Consider the following 15664-nt stretch of genomic DNA (forward strand, 5'->3'; position numbering starts at 1 on the left):
AATGATTATCCTTGTTACTTAATACTTGCTAATAATTGCTTATATACTTCACATACACGGGTGATACTGTCCTCAGCATCAAATTTTTCGGTTACCCATGTTTTACAGTCATGCTCCATCCCAGCAACTTTCCCGCGATCGTCCAGGATATTAGATAATAACCGTTCCAGCCCGGCATCATCATCTTTATCAATCACCCACCCGGTTTTCCCCGGGAGAACAGTCTCCACTAACCCACCGGTATTTGTAACGATAACCGGCCTCCCAGCCGCCTGCGCTTCAATTGCAGCGAGGCCCAGTGCTTCCGTATCCCATGAAAGCATGCATGATAAATCACTTGCCGCAAAAATGTCCGCGATATCTTCTCTTCTCCCGGTAAACTTTGTTATGTCCGCCACTCCCAACTTTGTGGCATAAGATTCCAACTTCGCGCGGTATGCGCCATCCCCTACGATAAGTATACGTAATACCGGATATTTTCTTCTTAACTTCGCTGTTACACGCAGAAGCACATCCTGTCCTTTACCCCGGGGCGGGTTCAACGCACTGACGGTAGTCACCACAAAATCGGTATGGCCATACCCCAACTCTTTTCTGCGGGTATCACGGTTAATGTTATCCACAAACTTCTGAACCTTAATCCCATCGTAGATAACCACAACTTTTGCGGGGTTTACTTTATCAGTCCCAACCACCACATCTTTCACAGCATTAGATATCACAATAACTCTATCCGCAGGACTGTACACCCCGCGGAAATCCTTATTTACAGGCAACATTGTCCTGCGGTGAAAAATGAGTTTTAGTTTATTCCCCAACATTATTTTTACGAATACCGCCGGCCAAAACGCTTTCCCCTGCTGTACATGTAAAATATCAACCTTATGTTTTCTAATAATTTTCATGAGCCAGTACACTGCACGGAAGTCAAGCGATCCGTATAACTTAAGATGTTCGACAGGTAACCCGCGCTGTTTTGCGGATTCATACAAAAAACTTTTCTTCGGGAAACCGGTTACGACATACCCCCCCCGTTTCTGCACATTCTCCGCAAGGTCAAGTGTTGCGCGTTCACCTCCCCCGCTGGTGTAAGAAGAATAAATATAAAGTATCCTCACCTATTTTCACCCTTCTTTTCTTCATGGTCAGTCAATAGCTTAATACGGAACGGCAGCATCCATGTATTCCTCTTAACCTCTACGCGTTTAAGTTCCCATGGGCTGGAATCTTTATACACAAACCCGCGGTGGGTGGTGAAAGCAACTGAAAACTCTTTTTTCACAATTTCGCATACACGCCTGTCATAGTCACCGTAAGGATAACAAAACGATAATACCGGCCGCCCGGTTTTTGTTTCCAACAACTTTTTTGACCCCACGACTTCCGCGATTACTTTCTCATCATCAAGTTTTGAAAGAAAAGGATGTGTCAACGTATGCGCTCCATAATCAATTAACCCGGACGCTATCGTATCATTAACCTGTTCCATAGTCATTAAGGGAAGTTTAGCATGAATTTTTTCGTGATCCCACTCGTTATATCCTCCAATAAGGCCTGGTGAGATAAAAACAGCAGCGGGATAGTTATACTTTTTTAATACAGGATACGCGTATAAATAAAAATCATGGTACCCATCGTCGAAGGTAAGCACCGCAGTGCGTTCAGGTAACACAACATCCCCCCGCAAATAACTCACGAGGTCGGTTAATGGTACCACGCGAAAATACTTTTTCTTCAACCACTCCATCTGCCGTGCGAACATCCAAGGATGAACAAATCCACCTTTAAACTTCACACCCCAGGGAGGTAAACCAACATGGTGATAATACAATACCGTAATACGGTTAGTTATCATCAATATACACCTAACTATTTTCCTCGCGTTCTACCATTTTTTTATTAATCAATACCGCTACGGCCAGCAAAAGAAATAGGATATACCCGGTTTCATCCGCGAACGTATTATCCACCATCCCGTGAACCACAAAATCAGCCAACCCGCTTAGGATTCCCAGCAGTACAGTTTTTTCTTCACCCGCAGCGAATTCATACGTCCTAAACAAATACAGTGCTATTGAGACTAACAACCACACAAAAATCCCAGCTGCCACAACACCGCGTTCCACTGCAATATTAAGAAAAATATTATGCGCATGCCTATGCTTATTTGGCGAGAAATACTTTTCATAAAACACTTTCCGGAACGCACCTGGCCCAATTCCGAAAACTGGATACTGCCGTAAAAGATCAACCGAGTTTTTATAAAGTTCAACGCGTTCCTCGTTCCCTAGTATCCCGAACCCTGAAACAAAACGGTTATACACTTTCGGTTGAACCGCAAGTACCAAAAATACTACCGCCAGTATTGCAGGTATAAATTTCCAGTTACTCAACGCTACAACCAACAATATACCAGCAACTGCACCAAACCACGCGCCACGTGTGTAGGTAAACACTAACGCTGTGGACATAAAACACGCTGCGATTATTACTATAACCCTATCCCGTGTGCTATGTGCTGATATCGCAAAAGATATTACCATAGGCAGTAACATTGCCAGTATACCTGCCAAAGTATTAGTATCCACCAATCCCTGTATCCTGCCATCCGCGCTGACATTTGAGAACCCAAATGCTCCAAAGTACTGAAATACCCCGACAATACTTGCGACAACAGCAGATGTTATCGTCAACACTACCACCCACCGTGCTTGTTTATACGTCTTCAACGCTGCAAACAACAAAAGGTACACCAGAAATTCCCTTGGAATAATTGTCTGCCATGAACTTTCATTCTGAGAAAAAAAGTATGAGATCACCGATACCCCTATAAACGCGAGTAACGGCCATAAAAATGGCAGCACCTCAAAATCAACGTCTCTCAAAAATATTGCACGCAAAATCATAAGGATCAGAAGAAACGCCATTGCGATCAACGGCGCGCTTACAGACAACGGTATTGTTGCGCCGAGGACACACACAAAAATAAATTCTAACGTATCAAACGCTTTTGTTGCCATACAAATCCGGTATCACTCCCTTTTAAGGTTTATTATAGACTTAACTTAGACATATATTTTACAATAATACATAAGGATTATAGATGCACAAAATTTCGGTACTTATAATAACCAAAAATGAACAGGACAGTATCGCCGCCTGTGTGAAAAGCGCAGCCTGGGCTGATGAAGTGGTAGTTGTAGACTCATACTCCACTGATGATACCTTAATATTTGCTAAAGAAAACGGTGCACGAACCTTTCTCCACGAATGGGAAGGATATGCGCAACAAAAAAATTGGGGTATATCCCAATGTATTAACCAATGGATCCTCTGGATTGACGCTGACGAAGTTATCACCCCGGAACTACGTAATGAGATCCTGAACCTACCCCCCGAATCCGAAGATATCGCGGGATACGAAATCCCAAGATTATCCTATTTTTCAGGGCATCCGATTTATCACAGCGGATGGTATCCAGGATATGTTCTTCGTTTATTTGATAAAACAAAAGGCAGCCTGGACACTACCCAACTTGTGCATGAACATGTAAAAGTTAACGGTAAAACTGCTAAACTGCGTTCTAATTTATTACACTACACATACGCATCAATAAATGATTATATTAAACGCCAGGATGTGTACGCATTATTATGGGCAGAAGAAAATACGGGTAAAAAAACCGGCGGGTTCATAAAAGCACTGCTGCACGCAAAGATATTATTCCTAAAAAATTACATCCTCAAACTTGGCTTTCTTGACGGGTATTATGGCTTGCTGATCTGTTCTTTAGCGTCGTATTATACTTACAAGAAATATCTTAAACTCGGAAAATTGAACAAAACGCGGTAACTACGTCGTTAACTTCAATCTCGTTCATCCCACTTTTTTTTATTATGATATGCCCTACCCCCTGGGGCCCTATATGTTCAGGCAATGTATCGCCGAATAATGCAATACATTTTAAGCCCATCGCAGCGGACATATGCATTACCCCGGAATCAGGGCCTATATACACCCCGGCGTTGGAAAGTAAATATACAAGGTCAATAAGCGATGTTTTACCTGCGAGATTATATACATTATCTTTCACACCAGAAGATGATACTATTAGTTGGGTTTCAATTACCGCATTTTTTGTACCAACCACCACCACAGCACAGTTATATTCTTCCACTAACTTCTTCGCAGTGGAAGCCCAGCGTTCCACCAGCCACTTCTTATGTTTTCTCCGGAGTGACACCTCAGGCGCAAGGATAACTACGTGTTTATTCACTAGTTTACTTATAAAATCCGTAAGCCACGGTTTTGCAGACCCTTGATGTTTTATCATTCCAGTATAATCCCGTTTTTGCGCTGCACAACCCAGTAAACTCTCAACTAACCTCAAATTATTCTCTGTACTTGGCGGACCAACCCGCGTAATTTTGTGGTTCAACACCCATGCCAAAGATGCTGAAGCAAAACCTGCACGTATGCGCGTTCCCGTTAATGCTGATAATATTACACACTCCGGCGATTCTGAGAATGTTACAACACACTCTGTGCGGGAGGATAATAGTTTATTCACCAACCCAACCTTACCTTCAATCCCGCGGGAACGTATGAACACGTCATCAATAATATCAGTACACCCCGCAAGTACCTGGAGTTCAGGACGGAGGACACTTATAATCTTTATGCCAGGAAACCTGTCTTTTACAGTTTTCATTGCGGGTAGTGAAAACAAAAAATCGCCTATCTGGTTCATATGAAAGAACACAATTTTAGCGGGGTTCACGCAAGCACTCTCTCCACCTGCGCAGTTGTTTGTCTAGACAACTGTTCAGCATCCTTTGCAGTTTCTTCAAGCTCTATGAACATCTCACTCACAACCTTATTATCCACCAACCCTTTTAGATTAACCTCAACATTGTACCTTGCAGCCACCATTGCGGAATTAAGGAATAACACACCGCATCCAACATCAGTAATTAAGTTTTTGTTACTTATCAACACCAACCTCGCTGCAATCTGTATCCCTTTAAAACAACAATCATGCACTATCTTCGGTACTTTCATAGACTCACTCAACGCCTTTTGTATTTCATGTTCACGTTTCTTTGTTTCATCAGCATTTGTCTTAGGTAATGCATAAGCCTCCCTTACTTTCCCGTAAACCATAACATCAAAATCAATCATGCGTTCAAGTTCAGCACGTAATTTCACAAGTTTTGAGTTTAACTCAGCGATTTCTTTTTGTACATCCTCATACCCCTTTTTCCCGAGTGTAAAGTTAGCGGACATACTCAGCAATGCAATTCCAGTCGCACCGACAAGCGCCGCAGCACTACCCCCTCCGGGTGCAGATTTCTTTGCCGCTAAGTCCAAAAGGAATTGTTTAACTTCGCTATTGACGTAATTCAATGCGTTCACCCCTTTCTCTTCAATAATATTATGTTTTTTTACAAACGCATTTATTCTCCACCGGTTAACAAACCCTATATTTTCAAACTTAATCCCATGGAATATTGTTCCAAAAACAAGATCTTTCTGTTGCCACATAACTTTCCCGAGAATACTGAAATGTTTGTTGTTTGGTAAGCTAAACTCAAAAAAGTATTCATTCTTAACTACGAGAAACCGGTCTGTTTGTATACTCAACCCGCCGGCACTAAGATTATTGATCACGCCATACGCAATATCAGTCTTATCGCGGGTACGTTTAACAATCAACGGTGAACTTAAGTCACACCGTTGGTACTTACGTTGAAACTGTTTATCTTCCGACATTTAAAAGAAGAACCGTATCCCCAACCCTGTCCCCAAAGTAATTTCAGTACTTGGTGATAAAATAAATCCCGGGCAGATTTCCGCAAAAAAATCAAACGGAATTTCTTTAAATATATACTCTACGCCGATAGGTATGCGTAACCCGAACTTTGACGTTTGTCTTACCGCGGTAGATTCCGTATTTGCGATAAACCCTACACCGTAGTATAACGGCAATTTACCGGTAAACTCTTTAACATCAAATATTTTGTAGTTATGTTTAAGATAATCAAAATGCAGATACAACTTTGTCATTGGTTCGCTTACCGTCCATGCAGTAGATAATGCGAACCCAACGTTCTCGCTATGCCAGTACTTCAGGCTGATCCCCGTGGGTTCACCGATAACAACCCCTAATGCCCAGTCTTTAGGATTGTCTCCCGTTATACCGTAACCACATGCGGAGACTATCAAAATTATTGAGAAAACAATTTTTTTTAACATAAACACAGTTACCCTTTTTTTATTATTTAACTTTTTTTGGAGCTAAAAGCTCGCGTACTTTTAACTTCAAAACATCCATCTCAAACGGTTTTGACAGATACGCATCCGCACCCATTGCACGGCCCATTTGTTTATCAAAATCCTTAGACTTCGCGGAGATAATTATTACCTTAGGTTTATACGCACGGTCAATTTTGGATAGATACGCAACATCATAACCCTCCATCCCGGGCATCATAACATCAAGAATACATAGGTCAGGGTGGTACTTTTCAATCTTATCCAATCCAGTCGTCCCGTCATTCGCGACGTACACCTTATGCCCATCCACCTCTAATGCTGTTTTCAATAACTCCGCTAAATTCCTGTCATCATCTGCAATCAGTATTGTAGCCATATTCCTTAAACCAACTACTCCTTTCAGTAAAATATTAAATATTCAGTTAAAATAACCCTACTACTTTACCGTCACTATCGATATCAACCTTATTCCCTGCAGGTTCTGACGGTAATCCCGGCATCGTACGCATCTCGCCACATAACGGGTATAGGAATCCCGCACCGATTGATGCGCGGATATCCCGTACCGGCAGCATATACCCTTTTGGGCAACCTTTGAGATTAGGATCATGCGAGAGAGACAGATGCGTCTTTGCCATGCAGATAGGAAGTTTATCCCAACCCAGCGATGTGTAAAACTTAATCTTTTCCTGCGCTGCGGGGAGATAATCCACACCTTTCGCGCCATAAACTTTTGTAGCAATAGTATTAATCTTATCCTTTATCGGCATATCGAGCGGGTAGAGGAATTCAAACTTACTTTTTTTCTCCGCTGCTTTTACAACAGCTTCTGCTAATGCACACCCGCCATCCCCGCCTTTTTCCCATACTTCCGACATCACAGCATCTTCCGCCCCGGCATCAATTGCGCGTTTACGGATATACTCAACCTCTTTATCCGTATCCGTATAGAAACGGTTAACCGCAACTACCACGGGTACACCGAACAACCGCACGTTCTGGATTTGTTTCTCAAGATTCGCGATCCCTTCTCTGATAGCATCAATATTTTCTTTCACAAGTTCTGCGGGCAACGGCTTACCTGCAACAACACTAAATTTCCCGGAATGCATCTTTAACGCGCGTACCGTGCAGACAAGTACTACACAGCTCGGGGTCAACCCTGAATACCGGCATTTAATATCCATAAACTTTTCCATACCAAGATCCGCACCAAATCCTGACTCCGTAACAACATAGTCTGACAGTTTCAATGCAATTTGATCCGCAAGGATTGAATTGTTACCATGCGCAATATTAGCAAACGGCCCCGCATGCACAAAACACGGAGTATGTTCTGTTGTCTGCAACAAGGTAGGTTTAATTGCGTCTTTCATAAGTACCGCCATTGACCCTGCAACTTTTAAATCTTCAGCGGTAACCGGCTTCCCGCTTTTTGTAAACGCCACAACCATCCGCCCAAGACGATCCCTTAAATCCTTCAACCCGGTGGTCAACGCGAGGATTGCCATAATTTCACTGGCAACAGAGATATCAAACCCGGTTTCTCTGGGAGTACCATCCATCTTACCCCCAAGCCCGATTGTAATATTCCTTAACGCGCGATCACTTACATCCACCACCCTGCGCCAGAGGATGTTGTACATATCAATATCAAGTTTATTACCTTTATACAACGAATTATCAAGAAACGCAGCGCATAAATTATGCGCTAAACTTACAGCATGAACATCGCCGGTTAGATGAAGATTAAAATCTTCCATCGGCAATACCTGTGAATACCCACCGCCCGCAGCGCCGCCTTTAATCCCAAACACCGGCCCTAAAGAAGGTTGACGGATACAGGTACACACTTTTTTCCCGATCTTCGCTAACCCAAGGGATAATCCTATGGTAGTAACAGTTTTCCCTTCCCCCAACGGTGTCGGTGTGATCGCCGTCACGTCGATATACTTCCCCTGCGGGTTTGACTTACACCGGTTAAGGATATCAAGTTTAACCTTTGCTTTATCATCACCGTAAAGTTCAATTTCTTCACGTTTGATTCCCAACCCCGCTGCAATTTCAGTAATAGGTTTTAATTTAATACTCTGCGCTATCTTAATATCTGACGGCACAACATTTTTTGACATCTATCTTACCCCTCAACATTATCCATGTTTTTCAGTCACTATACACAAACAAGTATTTTACACAATTATAGGAGTATAATTCAACTCAACGAGTGTTAAAACTTATACGTTACCGCAAACTTATGAGCAGTACCGTTGTTTAAACTATACGCAAGCCCAACATTATTGGTAATCTCCCATCCGATCCCTGCGGTTATTACAGTACCAACACTGAAATCAGTACGTACCGTCGAAATATATAAATTACGGTAAGTATTAGTAGCTGTATTACGATAATCCGTATTCCCTAAGGAAGACAGCCCCAGCCATAACACAAGATTCTTACGGATATTAACTTCACTTCCCAAACGTATCTCACCGGTATAAGTTTCACTCCCTGCAGTATAATACTGGACATCGTTTTCTGTCCAACCCTTACCTCTGCTATTAATCACTTTTCCAATAAGGTCAAAATACAATTTTAATGTCCCCGCCGGAATATACGCCATGCCGAACCCCAGCATCCCGGTATCCGCTATATTTTCAATAATCTTATGTGCACCCTTGATGGAATATACACTCTTTTGTTCCTGCCTTGAACCCGCATAAGCCCCAGTGAATGCATATGTAAACCTTTCACCAGCATACATTCTTAGTTTAACCTCTACTGACGAATAAGTATAAGTGTATAAGTTTAACGGGAAAACATCGCGGTTATGAATATCAACATTATCCTTACCCCACACTTGTTCACTCTTTTGTTCGCGAATGCTCTCATACGCACCATAACCCAGGAGGAGATCAACCTCAGCATCACTATGATCATCGCTGGGCTTCTGACTTCCAATTCTCCATAACATCCCCGTGATGATGTCATAATCCATAATCTGCGTATCATACACCTGCACAACATTACTGCTGCTCTGCATAACACTATTAAACTCACTGCTCCCGGAATTAACATAATTTTCTTGTATATCCGACGGTACAGCTACGCTTATCCGCACACCAGCGGATAAGTTTTTCCATCCCATCCCCAAAACAATATCAGTCATTGTCCGCTGTTCATACTTTTTCGCTGAATTATTAACCAGAACATTTGCAGTATCAACACTAACTTCATAACGTTTATCATAACTTGTTTCATATGATTGAACATTAAGTTCATCCACCCAAATACCATACCCTATCCACGGAAGGCAAGTACCATAAATACCAAGGCCAAGGTTTGTCCTGGTATTCAGTATTGTACTAACAGTTTTTTGGTCGATATCATCCCCTGTAATTTGAGTTTGACTTGAAGACTCTTTATTCTCATACCCAAAATTCCCGAGTTTAAGATTAATTTTCCCGGCATCAACTGCGCGTGCGGGATTGTACAGCATACTATTCTCAGGATCACCTTCTCCAACGAGGCTTACCCCGCTTAATGCATTGTTCTTTATACTTTTCCCGTTAACACAGGGCGTGTATAAAACAAGACCGTAAACTATCATTCCGGAAATAAACCGTTTAAAGATATCCACCCATAATCCGTTTACCGGCGTTTGTATCCCCGCTTTTTTTCCGTACTTAACAACCATACCGTTTATCATATCAATTTCCGTTCTTGGTTTATGCTTACTCCCACCCTTACCTCTATGATCATGGTAATCAACCAGCATAGAGTTACGGTTTTCGTAAGTCATCCGGCAAACTTTAATAAGTTGGCGGGTTATGTCAGGATACGGCAGGCGGATACCCAACTTATTCGCTACCATTGCAGCTTCCTGAGCAGTTGATGTAGCCAATACCCAGGCGGTATCATTTTCCATCACCCGTCCATTGGAAAGGTTCATTATAGCAGCTACCGGATTAATTCCGGCATTAATCACGAGCTTACCCCATTGCACCGACTGTATATTATCAGTTAAATCAACTTTTAACCCTGCTTTACGGAATAATCTGGCAACCATCACACCTGCTTTGTGTTCGTGTTTGTTATTGTACCCGATAACCGTAACACCCTCACCCGCATGACGGACCTTACCAGGCGACAACAACGTTGCACCTATTGTAGTTACTCCCGCCAGAATCAATGCATTACTCCCAAAACATTTCTTTAAAAGCTCATAATTCCCTAGGCCGTTCTGTAATGTAAGAACAACAGTTGAATTATCAACAAATCTTTGTAGATTTCTTACTGCAGAAACAGTATCATACGTTTTCACGAGCACGATCAGAAGATCAAGCTTACCCATAATATTTTTATGTTCAGGAATTATGACGTTAAGGTTAGACGGTAACACACGGATCTTGCTCCGCCCGGTTATAACCAATCCATTACGTACAAGAATTTTTGCGCGTTCAGGTTTATAATCGAACAAGTATATTTCTCCGGTACATCCCCTTCGTGAAAGAAACGCTGTGTACAACGTTCCCATCGCACCGGGCCCGAGAATCCCAACCTTCATTCTTTAACTACCAACTTTTTACCGGGTATAGTAAAAACCTTACCCCCAATATGCCCCAAGGGATTAGTTTTTTCGAGGTTCAGCTCATCATTGTTATATACTCCCTCAACAACTTCTGCGGATACGATTTCACCTAGCACAACAATATGATCCCCCGCAGGGAATTGTTCTACAAACTTACATTCAAGCCAGCCAAAACAATCTTTTATCCGTGGAGGTTTAACACTATTTGACGGCACACTCTCGAGTTTAGCTTCAACTAACTCATTAACCCCCGCGGAGAATGGTTTCCCCGTAATCCATAAACCGTTAATAACAGTCTTTCCCGGAATATTAACCACAAACTCACCGGTTTTGATTAAATTATCAAACGTATGCCTTTTTTCTGCCATTGCAACAGCTATCATTGCAGGGCTTGACGATACCGGCATAACAAACGAAAACGGTGCGGCATTTACGACCCCGTCTTTATTAACTGTTGTGAGAATAACCACCGGCCGCGGAGCAAGGATTCTGTACCATTTATCAAGTTCAATTTTCATATTTCCCAATCCCTTTCTTTTTTATTCGAAAGTGATATTATACAAAATAAAACATCCCCGGATTTATACCCGAGGATGTCTTACTTTTATATTAACTTTACTTGTTATTACCTAAGATATAACCTTGCTCCGCTATAAACTCTCTGTCCGGCATACGCTCTTGGCGCTTTTACAGTTGAGTATCTCCATATGATAAAGTGTGTATGAGGCCCGGTGCTATATCCTGTAGAACCCATATACCCAACTCTTTGCTTCGCTGTAATTGTCTGATACCGGCGTACCGAGATTGATTTCATATGAGCGTAAAATGTTTTGTATCCATATGCATGCTGTACACACACGGAGTTACCCCCACCAGTACGGTCCCACCCTGCAAAAGACACTTTCCCGCTGGTCATTGAACCAATACGGGTACCATATGAATTCGCAATATCTGTACCATTATGAAACTTCCGTGCATGCGAAATCGGATCATACCGATAACCAACTATACTAGTAACTTTACCATTACAGGGCCAGTAAAACGCTGCGGATGCTACGCTTGATAATAATGCAATCCCTACTGCCACGACTATCATTTTCTTCAACATTTCCTTGTTTCTCCTTTATAACAATTTATTCTTCTTAACAAGAATGTTTTGCAATAATACTGCCAGAAAGGGTTCTTGAGACTATTATTCTCATATTTTCATTATTTTTCAATATATTTATTATGTTTTATAAACATTGTTTACAGACAAACAGTGCATTTTTTGTGTATACACTATACACACTTATGCACACTGTTAGTAACTATATGTATACATTCTGGTTTTAAGGAACAATCTTATTCTTAAAAACTCCATTCCAGCCCACCGGAAACCAGGCGGCCCGGTGCGGGTATACCTTTAACATCTTCGTACTGTACGTCTGTAATATTGGTACACAACAAAAACAGCGATAACGCGTTTTTAAATACTACACGTGAAAGTTTTGCGTTAACTACAATATACCCGGCATCATTCACCCGTTGTTTATACAGCACAGCAATCGTAGGAGTAAAAACACGGGGTATAATGTTCGACGTTATACTGAACACAATGTTATGTACCGGATAATTTTGTGCATACTTTGAGTAATAACTTTGCATGGTAACTGTTCTTGCGTAAGTATAGGATAATGACAACACATTATTTGCAGAAACGGTTTTTAGTTCAGTTTCCACACCATAAACATACGATTCCCCGATATTAGTCGCACGCCAAGGGCCTTTATCCGTATCTCCAACCCAGTCTATTATATTGGTTTGAGAACGATAAAAAATTGTTGATACCGCACTTGCTGTTTTCCCAGTCCAATACTTCGCGGTGAGTTCAGTATTAACACTTTCTTCAGGAACAAGGTTTGGGTTTCCAAAATTCACCGGATCAGTGTAGTACAGTTCAGTAAATGAAGCTACGCGGTACGACCTCCCTACCGACCCTATGAGTTTGATATCAGAATTTATCCAGTACCCATACCCTACTGTTGGCGCGAACATCCCGCCCCAGGCAGACATTTCGTACCGCATCCCCGCGTGAAGGTCGCTATTTATGGATAACGATGAAATAAGTTCTGTTGCAAACGCATACCGTTGTTTCGAGCGTTCACCCAGCCGCGTACTTGTGATCATATCATTGACTGTATCTAGGGTAAGCGATACGTTGCCAACGGATGGCAGGGATACCACCGCACCAAGTTCCACACCGGTAACGTGTGTTACATGATCGTTAACATATTTCGTTGGTGTACGGAGGTCAAGCATAAACTTATCATTATGCCGGCGGTAGTATATAACAGAGTTTAGCGCCACTGAGTTATTAATCCGTTGCTTACTCCGCAACCCGGCGTAGTACGTTTGTGTCCATTCTTTTGACGGGTAGTTAAGCCCGGGCGTATAAAAATCGTACGCCCCAAACGCTTTATCCATAGCACCCAGTGATAACGTTGACTCATTATTACCCGTTACCACCGCTGTATTTGAATAAAATGTTGAGTTATTATAATCCGTATCGTACCGCGTACCATCAGATTTTGAGGATGATAACGATACTGTTTGGCTGACACTCTGTAATTTTGTATTAACATTTGCCTGAACAGAATACGTATTATACTGTGCGGATTCTACTTTTGCGGTAATACCTGTTTCCCTATCATTTTCATGGTTTACCTTGGTTTTCGTAATAATATTGACCACCCCGCCAAACGCATCAGCGCCATGCGTGACAGTTCCCTGTCCATGCAAAATTTCAATACGGTCAATATCATTCACCGCGATCGGAAGGTCCATATTATGATGCGCAGTCTGCGGGTCGTTCATCCGTACACCATCAAGCAAGACCAATGTTTGCGCGTAGTTTGACCCGCGGAATGATAGGTCGGCCTGCACACCGGGAAGCCCCCGGGACTGTATATCCGCTGAGGTTATGTAACCTAACAATTCCGCAACTGATTGTACGGGTAATACCATAATTTCTTTCGCGGTAATCACACTAACGTTACGCGTAAGATGGCTGAACATTACCGGCGTTTTTGTACCGGTTACCGCGGAGTGTATCACAACATCAGCAGCGCTAACCGTCGCCGGTATGGAACTCAGGAATACTATCAATAATGAAACTAAAGCACTAATTTTCATTATTTCTATATTATCCCTCAATTTTCTGGTATTGTTCAACATCTTGTTTTGCAAGGTTGTATACCGTGTCAAATAACCGTTCTTTAAAACTTCCCGGCCCGGAAACAGTTTTTGATGCGAGTTCCGCTGCGATTTCGTAGCAACACAATCCTGCAACGCATGCATGGACATAGTTTGGTTCTACTGCAGCAAACGCGCCAATTACTGATGCTGCCATACATCCTGTCCCAACAATACTACCCATCAAAGGATGTCCGTTGTGTACTTTCATTGTGCTAATGTTATCAGTAACAATATCTGTTTCCCCGGTAACCACTACTGTGCAGTTACGTAGTTTTGCTAATCTTTGCGCAATCCCTGTTATCCCGTCCCCAATATCTGTTGAGTCTACTCCTTTAGTCCTAACATTTTCACCGGCAACCCGCGCGATTTCTGATGCGTTACCTTTGATAATATTAATATACGCATGGTTAAGGATATACGCTATTTTTTTATCCCTGAACTTAGTTGCACCAGCGCCCACAGCGTCAAGGACAACAGGTATTGCCCTACTGTTCGCAGTTTTTGCTGTGAGTACCATCGCATCTACAAATTCCGGGGTTAATGTTCCGATATTCAACACTACCGCCGAAGCGATACCCGCCATCTCTGATACTTCTTCCTTCGCATGCGCCATCACTGGCGATGCGCCAAAAACTTTTACTATATTAGCACAGTCGTATATCGTAACCCAGTTTGTTAGATGATGAACTAACGGTTTCTCTGCCCGTACTTTTACCAAGGTTTCCCACACAAATTGTTCCATAAATACTATTCCCTCCCTCTAAAAATAAAAAAATCCCTGCGTAAACACGTATTTACGTAGAGATAGATAATATAACTGTGTATATTTTAATCACATCCCTACGCTGGTATTATCCAGGTCAGGTTACGTGGTAACCTTTTATCTAAATTACCACCGAGGTCTCCCTATTACTTCCGGGACTCTCAGGCTGTTAAATTTAAACAACCTCCCTCGGGATTTACAAGACAAATATTAGTATGAAAGATGAACTGTTGTCAATAGAAATACGCTGGTAAGATAATATTTGGGTATACTGAAAAATGTCACGGCCTTACTTCCTGCGAAACTCTTTTACAAGCAACGCGTAAGTATCGTCAACCGCCTGCGGCATGACTTTAATCCCAGCCACTACCGGCATAAAGTTGGTATCAGCATACCATCGCGGGACAATGTGCATATGAAGATGATCCGCAATCCCTGCACCTGAAACAGCGCCAATGTTCATCCCAATATTATACCCTTCCGGTTTTAAGACTCTTTTAATCACTTTCACAGCTTTGATTGATAAAGCCATGAGTTCTGCGTATTCACTTTTAGTAAGTTTTGTTATATCTCCAATATGCCGTTTAGGCATTACCATAAGATGCCCGTTGTTATAGGGGTAAAGGTTCATAACAACAAAACACGTTCTCCCGCGGTACAATACATGGTTCTTAACATCGTTCATACGTTCACGCAGGTATCTGCAGAACACACACCCTTTTACGTGTTTATGTGTTTCAATAAAAGTCATTCTCCATGGAGCCCACAAGTTTTTCATTTCAACCTACTACCTTTCTGA

General features: G+C 42.1%; 15 protein-coding genes and 1 riboswitch. Of the genes, 1 reads left to right on the forward strand and 14 read right to left on the reverse strand.

Going from position 1 to position 15664, the window contains the following annotated elements; translation table 11 throughout:
* Positions 1 to 14: 14 nt before the first annotated feature.
* From WC955_01195 to WC955_01205, 3 genes are read right to left on the reverse strand one after another with little or no spacing between them, the layout of a single operon-like run.
* Positions 15 to 1118: a glycosyltransferase gene (locus WC955_01195; GenBank protein MFA5857662.1), complete on the reverse strand. Its 1104-nt coding sequence runs from the start codon at positions 1116 to 1118 to the stop codon at positions 15 to 17.
* Positions 1115 to 1855 carry a polysaccharide deacetylase family protein gene (locus WC955_01200; protein ID MFA5857663.1) on the reverse strand — a complete coding sequence of 247 codons (741 nt, stop codon included), beginning with the start codon at positions 1853 to 1855 and terminating at the stop codon, positions 1115 to 1117. Before WC955_01200 ends, WC955_01195 begins: the two co-directional genes overlap by 4 nt.
* A 10-nt stretch (positions 1856 to 1865) precedes the next feature.
* On the reverse strand, positions 1866 to 3020 hold the full coding sequence (locus WC955_01205) for an O-antigen ligase family protein (GenBank protein ID MFA5857664.1): 1155 nt from the start codon (positions 3018 to 3020) through the stop codon (positions 1866 to 1868).
* 83 nt (positions 3021 to 3103) lie between these two features.
* Between WC955_01205 and WC955_01210 the strand changes: the two genes are divergently transcribed.
* Positions 3104 to 3853, forward strand: a complete 750-nt coding sequence (locus WC955_01210; protein ID MFA5857665.1) for a glycosyltransferase family 2 protein — start codon at positions 3104 to 3106, stop codon at positions 3851 to 3853.
* Here the strand turns inward: WC955_01210 and WC955_01215 are convergent.
* From WC955_01215 to WC955_01265, 11 genes are all read right to left on the reverse strand, one after another.
* A complete protein-coding gene (locus tag WC955_01215; GenBank protein ID MFA5857666.1) occupies positions 3822 to 4781 on the reverse strand; it encodes a glycosyltransferase family 9 protein in 960 nt (319 codons plus the stop codon). The two genes, WC955_01210 and WC955_01215, sit on opposite strands and share 32 nt — an antisense overlap.
* Entirely contained in the window at positions 4778 to 5773 is a 996-nt protein-coding gene (locus tag WC955_01220; protein MFA5857667.1) for a cyclodeaminase/cyclohydrolase family protein, read from the reverse strand. Before WC955_01220 ends, WC955_01215 begins: the two co-directional genes overlap by 4 nt.
* Positions 5774 to 6256 carry a hypothetical protein gene (locus WC955_01225; protein ID MFA5857668.1) on the reverse strand — a complete coding sequence of 161 codons (483 nt, stop codon included), beginning with the start codon at positions 6254 to 6256 and terminating at the stop codon, positions 5774 to 5776.
* A 22-nt stretch (positions 6257 to 6278) separates the two neighbouring features.
* Positions 6279 to 6653 carry a response regulator gene (locus WC955_01230; protein MFA5857669.1) on the reverse strand — a complete coding sequence of 125 codons (375 nt, stop codon included), beginning with the start codon at positions 6651 to 6653 and terminating at the stop codon, positions 6279 to 6281.
* Positions 6654 to 6699: 46 nt separating this feature from the next.
* A complete protein-coding gene (locus WC955_01235; protein ID MFA5857670.1) occupies positions 6700 to 8409 on the reverse strand; it encodes a formate--tetrahydrofolate ligase in 1710 nt (569 codons plus the stop codon).
* Positions 8410 to 8504: 95 nt separating this feature from the next.
* Positions 8505 to 10841 carry a 2-dehydropantoate 2-reductase gene (locus WC955_01240; GenBank protein ID MFA5857671.1) on the reverse strand — a complete coding sequence of 779 codons (2337 nt, stop codon included), beginning with the start codon at positions 10839 to 10841 and terminating at the stop codon, positions 8505 to 8507.
* Positions 10838 to 11383, reverse strand: coding sequence for a flavin reductase family protein (locus tag WC955_01245; protein MFA5857672.1), 546 nt, complete (start codon positions 11381 to 11383; stop codon positions 10838 to 10840). Before WC955_01245 ends, WC955_01240 begins: the two co-directional genes overlap by 4 nt.
* 107 nt (positions 11384 to 11490) lie before the next feature.
* Positions 11491 to 11973 carry a M23 family metallopeptidase gene (locus WC955_01250; GenBank protein MFA5857673.1) on the reverse strand — a complete coding sequence of 161 codons (483 nt, stop codon included), beginning with the start codon at positions 11971 to 11973 and terminating at the stop codon, positions 11491 to 11493.
* A gap of 242 nt (positions 11974 to 12215) precedes the next feature.
* Positions 12216 to 14039, reverse strand: coding sequence for a TonB-dependent receptor (locus tag WC955_01255; GenBank protein MFA5857674.1), 1824 nt, complete (start codon positions 14037 to 14039; stop codon positions 12216 to 12218).
* Between the two features lie 10 nt (positions 14040 to 14049).
* Positions 14050 to 14844: a hydroxyethylthiazole kinase gene (thiM, locus tag WC955_01260; GenBank protein ID MFA5857675.1), complete on the reverse strand. Its 795-nt coding sequence runs from the start codon at positions 14842 to 14844 to the stop codon at positions 14050 to 14052.
* A gap of 77 nt (positions 14845 to 14921) precedes the next feature.
* A riboswitch (TPP riboswitch) is annotated at positions 14922 to 15066 on the reverse strand.
* 88 nt (positions 15067 to 15154) lie between these two features.
* Positions 15155 to 15643, reverse strand: coding sequence for an HIT domain-containing protein (locus WC955_01265; protein ID MFA5857676.1), 489 nt, complete (start codon positions 15641 to 15643; stop codon positions 15155 to 15157).
* Positions 15644 to 15664 lie beyond the last annotated feature (21 nt).

This window comes from Elusimicrobiota bacterium (assembly GCA_041658405.1).
Classification (GTDB): Bacteria; Elusimicrobiota; UBA5214; order JBBAAG01; family JBBAAG01; genus JBBAAG01.

Bases quoted from the DNA above. Each gene is read 5' to 3' on its own strand.
- thiM (MFA5857675.1), bottom strand. From the start codon at position 14,844: ATGGAACAATTTGTGTGGGAAACCTTGGTAAAAGTACGGGCAGAGAAA.
- WC955_01255 (MFA5857674.1), bottom strand. From the start codon at position 14,039: ATGAAAATTAGTGCTTTAGTTTCATTATTGATAGTATTCCTGAGTTCC.
- WC955_01210 (MFA5857665.1), top strand. From the start codon at position 3,104: ATGCACAAAATTTCGGTACTTATAATAACCAAAAATGAACAGGACAGT.
- WC955_01265 (MFA5857676.1), bottom strand. From the start codon at position 15,643: ATGAAAAACTTGTGGGCTCCATGGAGAATGACTTTTATTGAAACACAT.
- WC955_01200 (MFA5857663.1), bottom strand. From the start codon at position 1,855: ATGATAACTAACCGTATTACGGTATTGTATTATCACCATGTTGGTTTA.
- WC955_01205 (MFA5857664.1), bottom strand. From the start codon at position 3,020: ATGGCAACAAAAGCGTTTGATACGTTAGAATTTATTTTTGTGTGTGTC.
- WC955_01235 (MFA5857670.1), bottom strand. From the start codon at position 8,409: ATGTCAAAAAATGTTGTGCCGTCAGATATTAAGATAGCGCAGAGTATT.
- WC955_01250 (MFA5857673.1), bottom strand. From the start codon at position 11,973: ATGTTGAAGAAAATGATAGTCGTGGCAGTAGGGATTGCATTATTATCA.
- WC955_01225 (MFA5857668.1), bottom strand. From the start codon at position 6,256: ATGTTAAAAAAAATTGTTTTCTCAATAATTTTGATAGTCTCCGCATGT.
- WC955_01230 (MFA5857669.1), bottom strand. From the start codon at position 6,653: ATGGCTACAATACTGATTGCAGATGATGACAGGAATTTAGCGGAGTTA.
- WC955_01245 (MFA5857672.1), bottom strand. From the start codon at position 11,383: ATGAAAATTGAACTTGATAAATGGTACAGAATCCTTGCTCCGCGGCCG.
- WC955_01220 (MFA5857667.1), bottom strand. From the start codon at position 5,773: ATGTCGGAAGATAAACAGTTTCAACGTAAGTACCAACGGTGTGACTTA.
- WC955_01240 (MFA5857671.1), bottom strand. From the start codon at position 10,841: ATGAAGGTTGGGATTCTCGGGCCCGGTGCGATGGGAACGTTGTACACA.